Below are 14,415 nucleotides of genomic sequence, written 5' to 3' on the forward strand. Positions count from 1 at the left end.
GTGAAGGGTGATGCTATGGGTATGCCCGCGGAGCATCCTCGGGCGGGACGTCAGGAGCAGGTGAACATCCGTTGAGCAAGCGTCTGGACCCACGTAACTGGGCGAGTTGGAAACCCTTCGGCATCGGCGAGCGCAAACCCAACAACTACCTGGAGCTGTGGAAGGCGTTCCGCTCCGTCAAGGGCAACCGGCGTTACGCCTGGCGCATCCTCAACCAGGGCACCTGCGACGGCTGCGCGCTCGGCACCCGGGGCATGCGCGACTGGACGATGGACGAGATCCACCTGTGCAACATCCGCCTGCGTCTGCTCAAGCTCAACACCATGCCCGCCATGGACCCCGCCGCGCTGGCCGACGCCGCCGCGGCGGCCCGGCTGACCAGCGCCCAGTTGCGCGACCTCGGCCGCCTGCCGTACCCGATGCTGCGCCGCCGCGGCGAGCCCGGCTTCACCAGGATCGGCTGGGACGAGGCGCTGGACCTCGCCGCGGAACGGCTGCGCGGCGCGCGGTTCGGGGCGTACCTGACGAGCCGGGGCGTGCCCAACGAGAACTACTTCGCCGCGCAGAAGTCGGTGCGGGCGCTCGGCACCAACTCGGTGGACAACGCGGCGCGCATCTGCCACTCCCCCTCGACGGTGGCGCTGAAGCAGACCATCGGGGCGGCGGCCACGACCTGCTCGTACACCGACTGGATCGGCGCGGACCTCATCGTGTTCATCGGGTCCAACCCGTCCAACAACCAGCCGGTCGCGATGAAGTACCTCTACCACGCCAAGAAGGCCGGCACCCGCATCGTCATGCTGAACGCCTACCGCGAGCCCGGCATGGACCGCTACTGGGTGCCGTCCAACGCCGAGTCCGCGCTGTTCGGCACCAAGATCACCGACCACTTCTTCCCGGTGAACATCGGCGGCGACATCGGCTTCCTCAACGGCGTGCTCAAGCACCTCATCGAGCGCGACCTCGTGGACAAGGAGTTCGTCGACCGGCACACCGCCGGCTTCGACGAGGTGCGCACGGCCGTCGCCGCGCAGAGCTGGGAGGAGCTGGAGGCGCTCAGCGGCAGCACCCGGGAGCAGATGGCGGAGCTGGCCGAGATGCTCGGCGCGGCCCGCTCGGCGGTGCTGGTGTGGTCGATGGGCATCACCCAGCACACCTACGGCGAGCGCAACGTGCGCGCCATCGTCAACCTCGCGCTGGCGCGGGGCTTCGTCGGGCGGGACAACTGCGGGCTGATGCCGATCCGCGGGCACAGCGGGGTGCAGGGCGGCGCCGAGATGGGGGCGTACGCCACCGGGCTGCCCGGCGGGCTGCCCGTCACCACGGCCAACGCGGCGCGGTTCTCGCGCGCGTGGGGCTTCGAGGTGCCGGACACGCCGGGGCTCACCGCCACCGACATGATCGACGCGGCGCACGCGGGCGAGCTGGACGTGCTGATCTCCTCGGGCGGCAACTTCCTTGAGGTGCTGCCCGACCCCGGGTACTGCCGGGAGGCGCTGGCCCGCCTGAAGACGCGCATCCACATCGACATCGTGCCGTCCAGCCAGATGCTGGCCGACTGCGACGGCGACGTGCTGCTGCTGCCCGCGCAGACGCGGTACGAGATGGAGGGCGGGGTCACCGAGACCTCCACCGAGCGGCGCATCATCTTCTCCCCCGAGGTGAAGGGGCCGCGCGTCGGCGAGGCGTGGCCGGAGTGGAAGATCTTCACCGAGCTGGCGGCGCGCACCCGGCCGGAGTTGTCGGACATGATCCGCTACCCGGGCGGCACGGCGCAGATCCGCCGCGAGATCGAGGAGGCCGTGCCGTTCTACCAGGGCATCGCCGCGCTGAAGGAGTTCGGCGACAACGTGCAGTACGGCGGGCGGCACCTGTGCCAGGACGGGCGGTTCCCCACCCCTGACGGCCTCGGCCGCTTCACCGTGGTGGATCCCCCCGCGCTGGAGCGGCCCGACGGGTCGTTCATGGTGGCCACCCGGCGGGGCAAGCAGTTCAACAGCATGATCCACGAGCGCAGGGACGGCTTCAACGGCGCCACCCGCGACGCCGTGCTGATGAGCCCGTACGACGCCGACCGCCTCGGCCTGCCGGACGGCACCGAGGTCGAGCTGTCCGGGGCCGCCGGTCGCTTCACCGGCCGCGTGCTGCGGGCGCCGCTCACCCCGGGCAACCTGCAGATCCACTGGCCGGAGGGCAACGTGCTGCTTGACGTGACCCGCCGTTCCCCGGCGGCCAGGATCCCGGACTACAACGCCGTGGTCACCCTGAAGCGGTCGTCGTCGTGACCTCGCGCAGTCACCCCGTCTCCCCGGCCGGGCCCGCCGCGACGGCGACCGCCGGGGCCGGACCTCGCGCGACGGCCGGAGGAGCACCGTCCGGGGCCCCCCAGGGGGAACCCCGGTCCGCGGACGAACCCGAGGCGCGTGCCGCCGCGCGGCGGCCCGGGCCCACCACCCGGGTGCGGGTGCGGGTCGTGACCGGCGATTCGGTGCGTGACCGGCGCGACGACCTCGCGACCGAGGAGCCGCTGGAGGTGCGGATCACGGCGGGCGGGGTGACCCGCACGCTCGCGGTGACCATGCGCACCCCCGGGGCGGACTTCGAGCTGGCCGCCGGGTTCCTGTCCGGCGAGGGCCTCGCGGGCCCGGGCGACATCGTGTCCATCGCGTACTGCACCGACGAGGACCTACCGCCGGAGGCCCGCTACAACACGGTCACCGTGCGGCTGCGCGGCGAGGTGCCGCCCGACCAGCCCGCCCTGCACCGTCACTTCCTCACCTCCAGCGCGTGCGGCGTCTGCGGCACCGCCAGCCTCGACGCCCTGCGCGCCCGCCTGGCCACGCTCACCCCCGTGGAGACCGGCCCACCGCCGGTGTCCCCCGAGCTGCTGTACGAACTGCCGGACCGCCTGCGCGCCGCCCAGGGCATCTTCGGCAAGACCGGCGGCCTGCACGCCGCCGGCCTGTTCACCTGGGACGGCACGCTGGTGGCCCTGCGCGAGGACGTCGGCCGTCACAACGCCGTGGACAAGCTCACCGGCTGGGCCCTGCTGAACGGCCGCCTCCCCCTCGCCGACCACATCCTGCTGGTCAGCGGCCGCACCAGCTACGAGATCATGCAGAAGGCCCTGGCCGCCGGAGTCCCCATGGTCTGCGGCGTCTCCGCCCCCTCGTCCCTGGCCGTGGACCTCGCCCGCGACTTCGGCATGACCCTGGTCGGCTTCCTGCGCGACCACCGCTTCAACGTCTACGCCACCCCGTCCCGGGTCGCCACCGGGACGGGGTGAGGCCCGTCAGCGGAGCTCACGCACCCGCCGCCGCAACGCCGCCCGGCGGCCGTGCGCCCGCACGATCAGCACGACGGCGCCGGCCGTGAAGACGGCGCCAATGGCCAGCGCGACGGGCAGCCCGGCGCCACGGACCCCGGCGACCCACGCCGTGCCCCCGGTGGTCAGCAAGGCGGCCGCCAGCGCCAGCCACCCGGCCACCACCTGCTCCCCCGCGTACAGGGGACGGCGCACCAGCGCCCACCCGCCATAGACCGCCCAGGCCAGGGACGTCACCAGCAGCGCCCCGAACGCCCACAGTGTGCGGCCGGGCAGCGGGCCCGGCTCGGTGGCCCAGAGCAGCGCGAGGAAGGCGCCCCCGCCGAGCCCGGACAGCAGGGGCGCCACGGCCCGCAGCCGCCGCCCCGGTGACAGCGGCCCGCGCAGCCGCTCGATCAGTTCACCGGCGGACATACCCGGCCGGCCGTCCCGCCCCTGCCCGCCGTCGTTTCCCTTTGTGTCCTGTCCAGGCGTACCCGGCTCGTTCATCAGATACCTCCGAGGAAACCCCCGCCTTCAGGCGGGGAGGAATCGGACCCCTGCGAAGCAGGACAGGGGCAGCCGATTCGCCGCCAGGCGAACCGGCACCAAAACGCCGCACGACACCGCACGGTTCGGTAACGTGTTCGACGGTGGCGATAACCAAGCCACCGGACGAACGATCAGGAACACCCTCGCCGCCGGGCTGGCGGAGAGGTGAAACGCCTGTGGAGCCGGTGTAAGACCTCAACGAGAGTCCTCTCGGGCAGGCAACTGGCAATGAAGCAGGAAGTTCTCACGGGCGACCGTGAGGATCCCCCTCGTTACGAGGGGGAGGTTGTCAAGACTGGAATCCCTTCGCCGTCAGGTGGTCGCGCAACAGGCGACGGGCCCGGTCGAGCCGGGACTTGGCGGTGCCCACCGGGATGCCGCAGATCTCCGCGCAGTCCGCGAGCGGCAGGTCCTCCAGGTAGAACAGCACGAGGATCTCCCGCTCGCGCACCGGCAGGCCCGCCAGCCCGGCGAGCAGCGCCGCGCGCTCCACCACGGCGCCCGCCGGGTCGCCGGACGGCGGATCGGCGGGCTCGGGCGTCTCCGGGCGGGCGTACTGCTCACGCAGCCGGTCGGTCACCGCGCGCCGGGCGATGGTGAACAGCCACGGCGCGAACCGCGCCGGGTCCTTCAGCCGGGGCAGGCCGCGCACCACCGCGAGCCAGACCTCCTGGGTCACGTCGTCCGCGGCCCCGGGGCCCAGCATGCGGCGCACGTACGTCCACACCGGCTCGTGCCAGGCGCGCACCAGCTCGGCGAACGCGTCGCGCTCACCGAGCTGGCACCTCACCACGAGCAGTTCATCGGCCATCTCGTCCTCCCGTCACCCGGCTCAGTCGGGGGAACGGGCGCCGAGGTTCACGGCCGCGAGAAGATCACCCGGTGTTCTGCAGGCCGGCCGCGACGCCGTTGACGCTGAGCAGCAGGAGGGTCTCCAGGCGCTCGCGCTCGTCGTCGGGCAGGTCGCCGTCGGCGCGCAGGGCCGACAGGGCACGCAGTTGCAGGTGGGAGAGGGCGTCCACGTACGGGTCGCGCAGTTGCACGGCGCGGGACAACACGCGGCGGTTCTCCAGCAGCCGCGTGTGGCCGGTGACGGCGAGCACCAGTTGGCGGGTGCGGTCGTACTCGGCGAGCACCTGGCCGGCGAAGTCCTGCCGGCCGCCGAGGGCGAGGTAGCGGGCGGCGATGGCACGGTCGGTCTTGGCCAGCGACATCTCGGCGTTGTCCAGCATGGACGCGAACAGCGGCCACTCCTTGTACGCCTGGCGCAGCTCGGCGAGGCCGGGGCCGGGCACCGTGCCGTCCGCCGGCTCGGTGGCGGCGAGCAGGCCGCTGCCGAGGCCGTACCAGCCGGGGAGGTTGACCCGGGTCTGCGCCCAGGCGAACACCCACGGGATGGCCCGCAGGTCGTCCAGGGAGCGGGGCGCGCCGAGGCCGCGGCGGGCCGGGCGGGAGCCGAGACGCAGCGAGCCGATCTCCTCCAGCGGGCTGACCAGGCCGAACCACTCGGGGAAGCCGGGGGCCTCGGTGAGCGAGCGGTACGCCTGCTCGGACGCCGCGGCGACCTTCTCGGCGACCCCCCGGTAGCGGGCGGCGGCGTCGGCGGTGCGGGCCTCCACCGAGGGGGTGGAGGCGAGCAGCACGGCGTTGGTGACCTGCTCGATGTGCCGCAGCGCGATGGCGGGGTGGCCGTACCGGGCGAAGATGACCTCGCCCTGCTCGGTGACCTTGAACCGCCCGGCCACCGACCCGGGGGCCTGGGCGAGCACGGCGCGGTTGGCCGGCCCGCCGCCGCGGCCGAGCGCGCCGCCGCGGCCGTGGAACAGGGTGAGCCGCACGTCGTTCTCGACGGCCCACGCGGCCAGCTCGGCCTGCGCGTCGTACAGCTTCAGCGTGGCGGCGGCCGGGCCGAGCTCCTTGGCCGAGTCGGAGTAGCCGAGCATGACCTCCATGCGGCGGCCGTTGGCCTCCAGCCTGCGCTGGACGGCGGGCAGCTCCAGCATGCCGGACAGCACCCGGGCCGCGTTGGCGAGGTCCTCGCCGGACTCGAACAGCGGCACCACGTCGAGCACCGGGACGCGCGACCCGAGCGCGTGCTCGGCCAGCGCGTACACCGCGGCGACGTCGCCGGCCGAGCGGGTGAACGACACGACGTACCGGGAGCAGGCCCGCACACCGAACCGCTCCTGGATCCAGGCGATCATGCGCAGCGTCGCCAGGACCTCCTCGGTGCGCTCGGAGCGCTTGCCCGCCGCGATCTCCTCAAGGGTCTGGGCGTGCACCTGCGAGTGCTGGCGCACCTCCAGCTCGGCCAGGTGGAAGCCGAACGTCTCGACCTGCCAGACCAGGTGCTGAAGCTCGCCGTACGCCTGCCGCGTGGCGCCGCTGGCCAGCAGCGACGCCTGGCAGGCCCGCAGGTCGCGCAGCATCTCGTCGGGCGAGCGGTAGGCGAGGTCCAGGTCGCGGCGCCGGGTGGCGGCGACGCGGGCGGCCACGAACAGCAGCCACTGCCGGTGCGGCTCGCGGGGCGAACGCTTGCCGAGCTCGGACACGAGCTCGGGGTGGTCGTCGGCCGCGGCGGCCAGCAGGTCCAGCAGCTCGGAGCTCGGCGCGCCGTAGGAGGCGGACGTCGTGAGGGTGCGGCCGATGCGGGTGGCGGCGTTCTCCAGCGCGGTGAGGACGTGCTCGGCGTGGATCAGCACGGCCTCGCGGGTGATCCGCGAGGTGACGTTGGGGTTGCCGTCGCGGTCGCCGCCGATCCAGCTTCCGTACCGGATGTAGGCCCGCGCGAGCGGCGCGCGGGTGCCGCTGCCGCCGGCGAGCGCGGCGTCCAGCGAGCGGTAGATGCGCGGGACGGTGCGGAACAGGGTCTCGTCGAACGCCGCCATGGCGGTGCGGACCTCGTCGAGCGGGTCCAGCTTGGTGTGCCGGAGCTGGGCGGTGCGCCACAGCAGGTCGATCTCCTCCAGCAGCCGCCGGTGCGCTTCCTTGCGCTCGTGGGCTCCACGCTCGGGGGAGTTGTACTCGGCGAGCTGCACGCTGACCCGCTGGATCGCGGTGACCACCGCGCGGCGGCGCGCCTCGGTGGGGTGGGCGGTCAGCACCGGGCGGAACTCCAGCCCGTCGATCAGCCGGGACAGGTCGTCGGCGCCGAGGTCGTTCCTCAGCTCGGTCACCGCGGCGTCCAGCGACTCCGGCAGCGGCGCCTCGCCGGTGTCCCGTTCGCGCAGGGTGCGGACGCGGAAGTGCTCCTCGGCCAGGTTCACCAGGTGGAAGTAGCAGGTGAAGGCGCGGGCGATCTGCACGGCCCGGTCGATCGGCCACCCGGCGACCATCGCGGCCACCTCGTCCACCGACCCCTCGCCGCGGCGAGCGGCGATCACCGCCTTGCGCAACCTCTCGACGTCCGCCAGCAGATCGGGGCCGCCGTCCTCGGCGATCACCCGTCCGAGCAGCTCGCCGAGCAGGCGCACGTCGGCGCGCAGTTCGTCGGGCATCTCGGAGACGGCGCTGTGACGTTCGACGGCGGAACGCTCTTCCTGCTGCGGAGCGGTGGCGGCCATACCCCGAAGGCTATCCACTGGTCCCCTTTCGCCGGACACCGGTCTCACCCATTGGACTAGACCACTATGAACACTAAATGTCCACGCGGGGAACGCGGCAGAAGGGTCAGGTGGGGCGGGACACCGCGGCCATCAGCTCAGGCAGGCGCGGATAGCCGATCATGGCGGCGAGGCGCCGCCCCCCCGCCGCCACCAGCAGGCCGTACGGCACGGCGAGCAGCGTGACCCAGGTGGCGCCGAGGAACGCGGGCAGCGTGACGGGCACGGCGAGCACACTCGTGGCGAGCAGGGCCGCGACGGCCCCGGCCAGCGCCACCCCGCCCTGGCCGGGCGCGGCGCTGGTGAACGAGTTGATCCGCTCGGGGAAGGTGTACGGCAGCACCACGCTGATCACCGCGCTCACGCCGAGCGCGGTCCCGAGCAGCCCCGCCGAGCCGAGCAGCGCGGGCACGGCCGAGGAGGCGTCGCCCCCGGCCAGCGCGCCCGCCACCGAGATGATCAGGAGCAGCGGCGCCGCGGCCACCGAGACGGCCAGGTGCCGCCCGGCGAGGTCGGTGCGCAGGTCGCGTTCGCTGGCGTGCACGACGGCGTTCATCCACAACGCGCGGCCGTCCAGGCCGAACGCGTTGGCGCCCTGCAGGCCGATCATCAGCGCCGCCGCGCCCGCGGGGATCAGCGCCGCCAGGAGGCCGGGGAGGGGCGCGCCGCTGTTCGCCAGGGAGAACATCGTGATCACCGGCACCGCGACGGCGGTCATCCAGCCGAGACGGCCCCGCGGTTCGCGGCGCAGGTACTTCAGCTCCTTGGCGGCCACCGCGCCGATCACGCCGCCCGGCAGCAGGGCGTCGAAGCGGCTGCGGCGCACCGAGCCGACCTGTGTGGAGGCGTCGGCGGTGACCATGACCCGGCGCAGCGTGGCGATCCACACCGCGCCGAGGACGACCACCACCAGGGCGACCACCGCCAGCTCGGCGAACGCGACGAGGCCGCCGTCCGCCATCGCGTGCGCCGCCATGCCGGGCGGGGTCCAGCGCAGCGTGCCGGCCAGCCGGGCGAGCATCTCGCGTGGCGCGTCGCCGGCGCCGCGCTGGAGCAGCAGGTTCGGGATCTGCGGCGCCAGGATGAGGAGCAGCACGCCGACCGCCAGCAGGTCGCGGCCGCGACGGGTGCGCAGCAGCCGGGACAACGCCGTGGTGACGGCACGGGACGCCACCACGCACAACGCGAACTGCAGCACGGCGGCCACCACGCCGATCAGCACCCCGCCGGGACCCCTGGCCACCCCGATCACCGCGCCGGTGAGCAACAGCAGTGTGGCGAACGGCCACGGGCCGGTGGCCGAGGCGGCGAACATGCCCACGGCCATCTGACGGGCCGTCAGCGGGAACAGCGCCAGCCGGGACGGGTCCAGGGTGTCGTCCACGCCGAACGCCATCAGCGGACCGACCACCCACACCACGGCGACCAGGGTGAACACCAGCACGCCGGCGCCGGCCGCGACGTCGGCCGGCGCGAGCCGCAGGAGGCTGAGCACGGCGAGCCCGCCGCCGCCCACCACGAGCGCGGCCAGCACGGTGACGACGAAACCCGCGATGCGCGTCAGGCCGCCGCCCCGCAGGTTGCCCGCGACCAGGCGCAGCTTCAGACCGGCGAAGAGCCAAGCCACGACAGCCCCTCCCCGCCCGTGTCCTCCCGGGCACCGACGAGCCGCAGGAACGCCTCGTTCAGCGTGAGGCCGCCGCGCACCTGCGGCGTCGGGCCCTGCGCGACGATGTGGCCGCCGCTCATCACCGACACCCAGTCGCACAGGCGATCGACCAGCTCCATCACGTGACTGGAGAAGACGACCGTGGAGCCGGAGGCGGTGTAGCGGCGCAGCACCTCGATCAGGGTGTTGGCGCTCACCGGGTCCACGCCCTCGAACGGCTCGTCCAGGAACAGCACCTCGGGGTTGTGCAGCAGCGCCGCGGCCAGGCCGATCTTCTTGCGCATGCCGGTGGAGTAGTCGACCACCAGCTTGTCCGCCGACCCGGCGAGGTCCATGACCGTCAGCAGCTCCTCGGCGCGCCGGGCCACCTCGTCCCTGGGGAGGCCGCGCAGCCGGCCGTTGTAGATCAGCAGTTCCCGGCCGGACAGCCGCTCGAACAGCCGCAGTCCCTCGGGCAGCACCCCGACCCGGGACTTCACTTTCACCGGATCGCGCCACACGTCCACGCCGCCGACCGTGGCCACGCCCGCGTCCGGTCGCAGCAACCCGGTGATCATGCTGAGGGTGGTGGTCTTGCCCGCGCCGTTCGGGCCGACGAGCCCGGCGAAACTCCCCTTGGGCACCGCGAGGTCGACCCCGGCGACCGCCATCTGCGCGCCGAACCGTTTGACCAGGCCGTACGTGCGCACCGCTTCGGGCCGGGCCGCGCCGTCCCCCATGTCGGTCATGGCGGTCACTCTAATAGGCCGCCCTGGGTGACGCGTCGGGTCACTTTCCCGATCCCGTGAGGACTAACCTACGCACATGAGCGCTGAGCCGGTGTCGCCGTCCGAGGACGTCGACTTGCACACCACCGCTGGCAAGATCGCTGATCTGGAGCGTCGGCAGTACGAGGCCACGCACGCCGGATCGTCACGCGCGGTGGAGAAGCAGCACGCCAAGGGCAAGATGACCGCCAGGGAGCGGCTGGTCGCCTTCCTGGACGAGGGGTCGTTCGTCGAGTTCGACGAGCTCGCACGGCATCGGGCCACCGCGTTCGGCCTGGAGCGCGACCGTCCGTACGGCGACGGCGTGGTGACCGGGCACGGCACGGTGGACGGGCGGCCGGTGGCCGTGTTCGCCCAGGACTTCACCGTGTTCGGCGGCTCGCTCGGCGAGGTCTTCGGCGAGAAGATCGTCAAGGTGATGGACCACGCGCTGAAGACCGGCTGCCCGGTGGTCGGCATCAACGACTCCGGTGGCGCGCGCATCCAGGAGGGCGTGGTCGCGCTCGGGCTGTACGCCGAGATCTTCAAGCGCAACGTGCACGCGTCGGGCGTCATCCCGCAGATCTCGCTGATCATGGGACCGTGCGCGGGGGGCGCGGTGTACTCGCCCGCCCTGACGGACTTCGTGCTGATGGTGCGGGAGAAGTCCCACATGTTCATCACCGGGCCGGACGTCATCAAGACGGTCACCGGTGAGGAGGTCACGTTCGAGGAGCTCGGCGGCGCGCACACCCACAACTCGCGGTCCGGCGTCGCGCACTACGAGGCCGCGGACGAGGCCGACTGCCTGGAGTTCGCCAAGGCGCTGCTGTCGTACCTTCCCTCTAACAACATGGACGAGACGCCGGTCTTCGAGACCGAGGCCGATCTCGACGTCACCGACGCCGACCGCGAGCTGGACACGCTCATCCCCGACTCGGCCAACCAGCCGTACGACATGCACCAGGTCATCGAGCACGTCCTCGACGATGGGGAGTTCCTCGAGGTCCACGCCGGGTTCGCGCCCAACATCGTCGTCGGGTTCGGCCGGGTCGAGGGCCACTCGGTGGGGGTGGTCGCCAACCAGCCGATGAGCTTCGCCGGCACGCTGGACATCGCGGCGTCCGAGAAGGCCGCCCGGTTCGTCCGCACCTGTGACGCGTTCAACATCCCGGTGCTGACCTTCGTGGACGTGCCGGGCTTCCTGCCGGGCACCGACCAGGAGTGGAACGGCATCATCCGGCGCGGCGCCAAGCTGCTGTACGCCTACGCCGAGGCCACCGTGCCGCTGGTCACCGTGATCACCCGCAAGGCGTACGGCGGGGCGTACGACGTCATGGGCTCCAAGCACCTCGGCGCGGACGTCAACCTCGCCTGGCCGACGGCGCAGATCGCGGTGATGGGGGCCCAGGGGGCGGTCAACATCCTGTACCGGCGCGAGCTGGCGGCGTCCGGCGACCCCGAGGCCGACCGCAAGAAGCTGATCACCCAGTACGAGGACACGCTGGCCAACCCCTACCTCGCGGCCGAGCGCGGCTACGTGGACGCGGTGATCCGGCCCGCCGACACCCGCGTGCAGGTCGTCCGGGCCCTTCGCGCGCTGCGCAACAAGCGTGCCGGGCTGCCGCCCAAGAAGCACGGCAACATCCCGCTGTAGGAGCGCGCATGGAGCAGCAGCCGTACCTCAGGATCGTCCGCGGCGACGCCTCCCCGGAGGAAGTCGCCGCGCTCGTGATCGCGCTTACGACAAGAGAGACATCCACCCAGGGAACACCACGAAATTCAGGTACCTGGCGAAGCCCGGCACATCACATGAGAAGCGGGCTTCCTCATGGGCCGGGGGCCTGGCGGGCGAGCGCACGAGCTCATTAGATCTTCAGAAGTTGGGTGTCAACCGCCCTGAGAGTTGGGACTATCTAGAAATGGGGGAATATAGTCAGCCGATCATCGTCTAGCGCCGAGGCCCTGGAGGAACGCATGGCAATCCCGGACCTCACACCGCATCCCGTGGCCGCCAAATACGCCATCCTGGTGGACGTCGGCTACCTGTACGCGGCGGCGGGCGAGGTCCTCCTCGGCGCCAAGGAGCGCAAGGAATACCGCGTGGCGGCGGACGAGCTGATCCAGGCCCTCAAGAAGCACGCGATGGAGCGCATCCCCGGCGAGTTGCTCCGCATCTACTGGTACGACGCCGCCCGCGACCGCGTTCCCACGGTCGACCAGCGCGTCATCGCCCAGCTCCCCTGGGTCAAGGTCCGCCTCGGCAACCTCAACGCCCGCGGCCAGCAGAAGGGCGTCGACGCCCAGATCCGCAGCGACCTGGAGGCCCTGGCCCGCCACCACGCCGTCAGCGACACCGTGCTCATCGCCGGCGACGAGGACATGGTGCCCGCCGTGGAGGCCGCGCAGACGTTCGGCGTCCGCATCCACCTGTGGGGCGTGGAGCCCCCGTACGGAACGAACCAAGCCGAGCGCCTCGTCTGGGAATCCGACACCGTGGAGGAGTTGGAGGCCGATTTCCTCCGCCCCTACTTCAGCCGCGCCGCCCAGGTCGTCCCCGCCGTCCCCGCCACCCCGTCCCCGGCCCAGGTCTTCGCCGGCCGCACCCCGGCCACCCCCAAGCCCACCCTGAAACACCCCGGCCAGGTCACCAAACTCGGCCCGAGCCGCCCCCGCGTCGAAGAGGTCGGCGAACACGTGGCCCAGAAGTGGATCCTCACCCGGGGCCGCGACAATATCCGCGACCTCCTCCCCGGCCCACTCCTCCCCACCGTGATCGACACCGAGCTCCTCATCGAAGCGGAAAAGGAACTCGGCCATTCCCTGCGCCCCTACCCCGAAGCGAGAGTATGGCTCCGCGACGGCTTCTGGGCCCGCGTCTACCGCGAATTCGACCTCGGCGTCGGCATTTCCACCAAATAAGCCCGCCTGCGCACGGCCCCCGGGACACCCGGCGGCGGTGCGCACGGCCGCCGCGGGCCCTAGCAGGAGTGGACACTCCAGGGAGCCTGGTAAGGCCCGACGTAGGCGCTGTGAAGGGTGACCGAGCTTCCTGCCGCGACCGTCTGACACCCGCCGACGTTACCCATGATATTGCCGTAGAGGCTGACGGAGCCGCTGCCGCAGTTGTGGTACCCGACGTACTGATATCCACCGGCCCCCAGATAGGAACTGGCGCCGCATGAATCGGCGGCGGCTCCGGTCGCGGGGACAAGCACGGCGGCAGCCAAGGTGACCACACCGAAGAACCACACGATTCGTCGTCGCATCAGACCGTCCTTTTCTATTCTCACGAATCTTACGAACCGCTGGACCGCGGCCCGGCAACGACGATTATTGAATGAACTCCGGCCTCAAGAAAAATGACTGTTCATCATGTCTGTCATGTCGTGCGCGTATACCTGGCCACTCGTGACACGTAAAGGGCTGAGATCACGCGGGTGAGGTGGCTCGGTCATGCTCCCGGGACCAGTTGCCTGGGCACCCGCCTGGAGAGCCGGTGCCGCGCGGTCATGCTCCCGGGACCAGTTGCCTGGGCACCCGCCTGGAGAGCCGGTGCCGCGCGGTCAGGTCGGCGAGGATCGCCAGCATCGCCGTCACGGCGGGAGCGCGGCAGTGCGCGGGGGCCGCGACGGCGTAGAGGCGACGGGTCGGCAGCGACGGGGTGACGGGGAGGACGACCACGTCGTCCCGCAGCGCCGTGTGGGCCAGGCTCGGGACGAGCATGACGCCGGCGCGGGCCGCGACCAGCGCCTGCTTGCCGTTCCAGTCGTCGCACCACAGGCCGACCCGCGGCGCGGTGCCGAGCGCCTCGGTGAGCGGCGTCATCGGCCCGAGGCAGTCGGGATGCGCGCCGTCGATCCAGGTCTCGTCCGCGAGGTCCGCCAGGTGGACGCGGTGGACGCGTGCCAGCCGGTGGTCGGCGGGCAGGGCGATCCGCAGTTCCTCGTCCAGCAGAGGGACGAGCTCGACGCCGTCGAGCGCGATGCGGCGGGGGCTCTCGCCGGGTGAGGCGTACCTGGCCGCCTCGCCGTCCTCGTACAGGTGCCAGTGCGTGATCAGTTCCAGATCGATCAGGCCTTCCCGCACCGCGCGCAGCGGCGCCGCCGGGTCCGCGCGCAGCAGGCTGAGGGACACGCCGGGGTGCGCGTCGGCGAACCGGCGGATGGCCTCCGGCACGAGGAAGGCGTTGGCGCTCGGGAACGCCGCGAGCCGCAGCACGCCGGACTCCAGGTCGGCGAAGGACGCGAGCCGCGCCTCGAGCGCACGCAGCCGGGCCAGGGTGTCGCGGGCCATCTCGACGGCGATCTCCCCCGCGGGGGTGACCCGCACTCCGCGCGGCACCCGGCTGAACAGGCACACCCCGAGGCGTCTCTCCAGCCCCGCGATCTGCCGCGAGACGGCCGGCTGGGTCAAGGAGAGCGCCTCGGCCGCGGCCGAGAACGATCCGTGCTCGCCGACCGCGGCGAGTACCTGGAGCGACCACGTATCAAGCATGCATCGAGCGTATACCTCCTCGTACAAACCTGCAGTTGTCCTTAT

The 14,415-nt window shown here is 72.1% G+C and carries 12 protein-coding genes; 5 read left to right on the top strand and 7 right to left on the bottom strand.

Translation table 11 applies throughout. The features are described 5' to 3' along the window. Nucleotides 1-71 precede the first annotated feature (71 nt). Both ABGB17_RS07120 and fdhD read left to right on the top strand, forming a co-directional pair. On the top strand, nucleotides 72-2,285 hold the full coding sequence (locus ABGB17_RS07120) for an FdhF/YdeP family oxidoreductase (protein WP_347626995.1): 2,214 nt from the start codon (nucleotides 72-74) through the stop codon (nucleotides 2,283-2,285). Nucleotides 2,286-2,473: 188 nt separating this feature from the next. Further along, the gene (gene fdhD, locus ABGB17_RS07125) at nucleotides 2,474-3,286 is read left to right on the top strand and encodes a formate dehydrogenase accessory sulfurtransferase FdhD (protein ID WP_347626996.1); all 813 of its coding nucleotides are present in this window, start codon (nucleotides 2,474-2,476) and stop codon (nucleotides 3,284-3,286) included. A 6-nt stretch (nucleotides 3,287-3,292) separates the two neighbouring features. Here the strand turns inward: fdhD and ABGB17_RS07130 are convergent, their stop codons facing one another. From ABGB17_RS07130 to ABGB17_RS07150, 5 genes are all read right to left on the bottom strand, one after another. Further along, nucleotides 3,293-3,814 (bottom strand): hypothetical protein, encoded by a 522-nt coding sequence (locus tag ABGB17_RS07130; RefSeq protein WP_347626997.1) that lies wholly within the window; start codon nucleotides 3,812-3,814, stop codon nucleotides 3,293-3,295. Nucleotides 3,815-4,145: 331 nt separating this feature from the next. Beyond that, a complete protein-coding gene (locus ABGB17_RS07135) occupies nucleotides 4,146-4,667 on the bottom strand; it encodes a sigma-70 family RNA polymerase sigma factor (RefSeq protein ID WP_347626998.1) in 522 nt (173 codons plus the stop codon). A gap of 64 nt (nucleotides 4,668-4,731) precedes the next feature. Further along, complete coding sequence (locus ABGB17_RS07140) at nucleotides 4,732-7,419, bottom strand: phosphoenolpyruvate carboxylase (protein WP_347626999.1); 2,688 nt, start codon at nucleotides 7,417-7,419, stop codon at nucleotides 4,732-4,734. A gap of 106 nt (nucleotides 7,420-7,525) precedes the next feature. After that, nucleotides 7,526-9,085 carry a hypothetical protein gene (locus ABGB17_RS07145; RefSeq protein ID WP_347627000.1) on the bottom strand — a complete coding sequence of 520 codons (1,560 nt, stop codon included), beginning with the start codon at nucleotides 9,083-9,085 and terminating at the stop codon, nucleotides 7,526-7,528. Then, nucleotides 9,061-9,855 carry an ABC transporter ATP-binding protein gene (locus tag ABGB17_RS07150; RefSeq protein ID WP_347627001.1) on the bottom strand — a complete coding sequence of 265 codons (795 nt, stop codon included), beginning with the start codon at nucleotides 9,853-9,855 and terminating at the stop codon, nucleotides 9,061-9,063. The genes ABGB17_RS07145 and ABGB17_RS07150 overlap by 25 nt, the downstream gene beginning before the upstream one ends. Nucleotides 9,856-9,931: 76 nt before the next feature. On the opposite strand from ABGB17_RS07150, the gene ABGB17_RS07155 reads away from it, so the two are divergent. From ABGB17_RS07155 to ABGB17_RS07165, 3 genes are all read left to right on the top strand, one after another. Next, nucleotides 9,932-11,530 (top strand): acyl-CoA carboxylase subunit beta, encoded by a 1,599-nt coding sequence (locus tag ABGB17_RS07155; protein WP_347627002.1) that lies wholly within the window; start codon nucleotides 9,932-9,934, stop codon nucleotides 11,528-11,530. Nucleotides 11,531-11,538: 8 nt separating this feature from the next. After that, nucleotides 11,539-11,745 (top strand): acyl-CoA carboxylase subunit epsilon, encoded by a 207-nt coding sequence (locus tag ABGB17_RS07160; protein WP_347627003.1) that lies wholly within the window; start codon nucleotides 11,539-11,541, stop codon nucleotides 11,743-11,745. Nucleotides 11,746-11,850: 105 nt separating this feature from the next. Then, nucleotides 11,851-12,795, top strand: a complete 945-nt coding sequence (locus ABGB17_RS07165; RefSeq protein WP_347627004.1) for an NYN domain-containing protein — start codon at nucleotides 11,851-11,853, stop codon at nucleotides 12,793-12,795. A gap of 59 nt (nucleotides 12,796-12,854) precedes the next feature. On the opposite strand, the gene ABGB17_RS07170 is transcribed toward ABGB17_RS07165, so the two are convergent. Both ABGB17_RS07170 and ABGB17_RS07175 read right to left on the bottom strand, forming a co-directional pair. After that, nucleotides 12,855-13,142, bottom strand: a complete 288-nt coding sequence (locus ABGB17_RS07170; RefSeq protein WP_347627005.1) for a hypothetical protein — start codon at nucleotides 13,140-13,142, stop codon at nucleotides 12,855-12,857. Between the two features lie 241 nt (nucleotides 13,143-13,383). Continuing rightward, the gene (locus tag ABGB17_RS07175) at nucleotides 13,384-14,370 is read right to left on the bottom strand and encodes a LysR family transcriptional regulator (protein ID WP_347627006.1); all 987 of its coding nucleotides are present in this window, start codon (nucleotides 14,368-14,370) and stop codon (nucleotides 13,384-13,386) included. Between the last annotated feature and the right edge of the window lie 45 nt (nucleotides 14,371-14,415).

Source organism: Sphaerisporangium sp. B11E5, assembly GCF_039871875.1.
GTDB lineage: Bacteria > Actinomycetota > Actinomycetes > Streptosporangiales > Streptosporangiaceae > Sphaerisporangium.

Excerpts from the sequence above, each read along its gene's own strand:
- ABGB17_RS07130 (WP_347626997.1), bottom strand. The coding sequence starts at position 3,814 with ATGAACGAGCCGGGTACGCCTGGACAGGACACAAAGGGAAACGACGGC.
- ABGB17_RS07140 (WP_347626999.1), bottom strand. The coding sequence starts at position 7,419 with ATGGCCGCCACCGCTCCGCAGCAGGAAGAGCGTTCCGCCGTCGAACGT.
- ABGB17_RS07170 (WP_347627005.1), bottom strand. The coding sequence starts at position 13,142 with ATGCGACGACGAATCGTGTGGTTCTTCGGTGTGGTCACCTTGGCTGCC.
- ABGB17_RS07175 (WP_347627006.1), bottom strand. The coding sequence starts at position 14,370 with ATGCTTGATACGTGGTCGCTCCAGGTACTCGCCGCGGTCGGCGAGCAC.
- ABGB17_RS07165 (WP_347627004.1), top strand. The coding sequence starts at position 11,851 with ATGGCAATCCCGGACCTCACACCGCATCCCGTGGCCGCCAAATACGCC.
- ABGB17_RS07160 (WP_347627003.1), top strand. The coding sequence starts at position 11,539 with ATGGAGCAGCAGCCGTACCTCAGGATCGTCCGCGGCGACGCCTCCCCG.
- ABGB17_RS07135 (WP_347626998.1), bottom strand. The coding sequence starts at position 4,667 with ATGGCCGATGAACTGCTCGTGGTGAGGTGCCAGCTCGGTGAGCGCGAC.
- ABGB17_RS07155 (WP_347627002.1), top strand. The coding sequence starts at position 9,932 with ATGAGCGCTGAGCCGGTGTCGCCGTCCGAGGACGTCGACTTGCACACC.
- ABGB17_RS07150 (WP_347627001.1), bottom strand. The coding sequence starts at position 9,855 with ATGACCGACATGGGGGACGGCGCGGCCCGGCCCGAAGCGGTGCGCACG.